The sequence below is a fragment of the Bacillus sp. JJ864 genome, from assembly GCF_036963045.1.
GTDB classification, from domain to species: domain Bacteria; phylum Bacillota; class Bacilli; order Bacillales; family Bacillaceae_G; genus Bacillus_A; species Bacillus_A pseudomycoides_C.
On record NZ_JBALLY010000200.1, the window covers coordinates 335 to 766 of the forward strand.

Genomic DNA, 432 nt, shown 5'->3' on the forward strand with positions numbered 1-432 from the left:
ATTACGGTATGTGAAATTAAATATTACTTTAAAATAAAAGTGCCGTAAACGGCACTTTTATTTTTGTAAATAATCCTTCATCACAACGTACAACACAATGAATAGTAACACTGTCATAAAAAGCCATGAAAATATTGCAACGTAATTATTTTCAGTTAATGCAAAGCTAATCGCAATTGTTAAAATGAAAATTGGAAATACCAATCGTACTTTATCTTGCACAGTATCCTGCTCTGGATCTTCTAGATGGAAATAAAAAGTTAAACCAACCATAAGAGAAGACAAAACAATGACCGATAATAGCAAAATCCCTGGCATTCCAATCTCCCCTTCCTTTACTTTCTTAGGGCTCATTAAATTACACATGATATACAACAAACATAAAAACGAAAACAAATCCAAAATATAGAAAACTTGTTATATCTATTTATT

1 protein-coding gene is annotated in these 432 nt (G+C 29.9%); it reads right to left on the reverse strand.

What is annotated here, in order from left to right; all coding sequences use genetic code 11:
• Positions 1–57 precede the first annotated feature (57 nt).
• Positions 58–318, reverse strand: a complete 261-nt coding sequence (locus tag V7024_RS22595; RefSeq protein WP_335524169.1) for a hypothetical protein — start codon at positions 316–318, stop codon at positions 58–60.
• Positions 319–432: the final 114 nt, after the last annotated feature.

Bases quoted from the DNA above. Each gene is read 5' to 3' on its own strand.
- V7024_RS22595 (WP_335524169.1), bottom strand. From the start codon at position 318: ATGCCAGGGATTTTGCTATTATCGGTCATTGTTTTGTCTTCTCTTATG.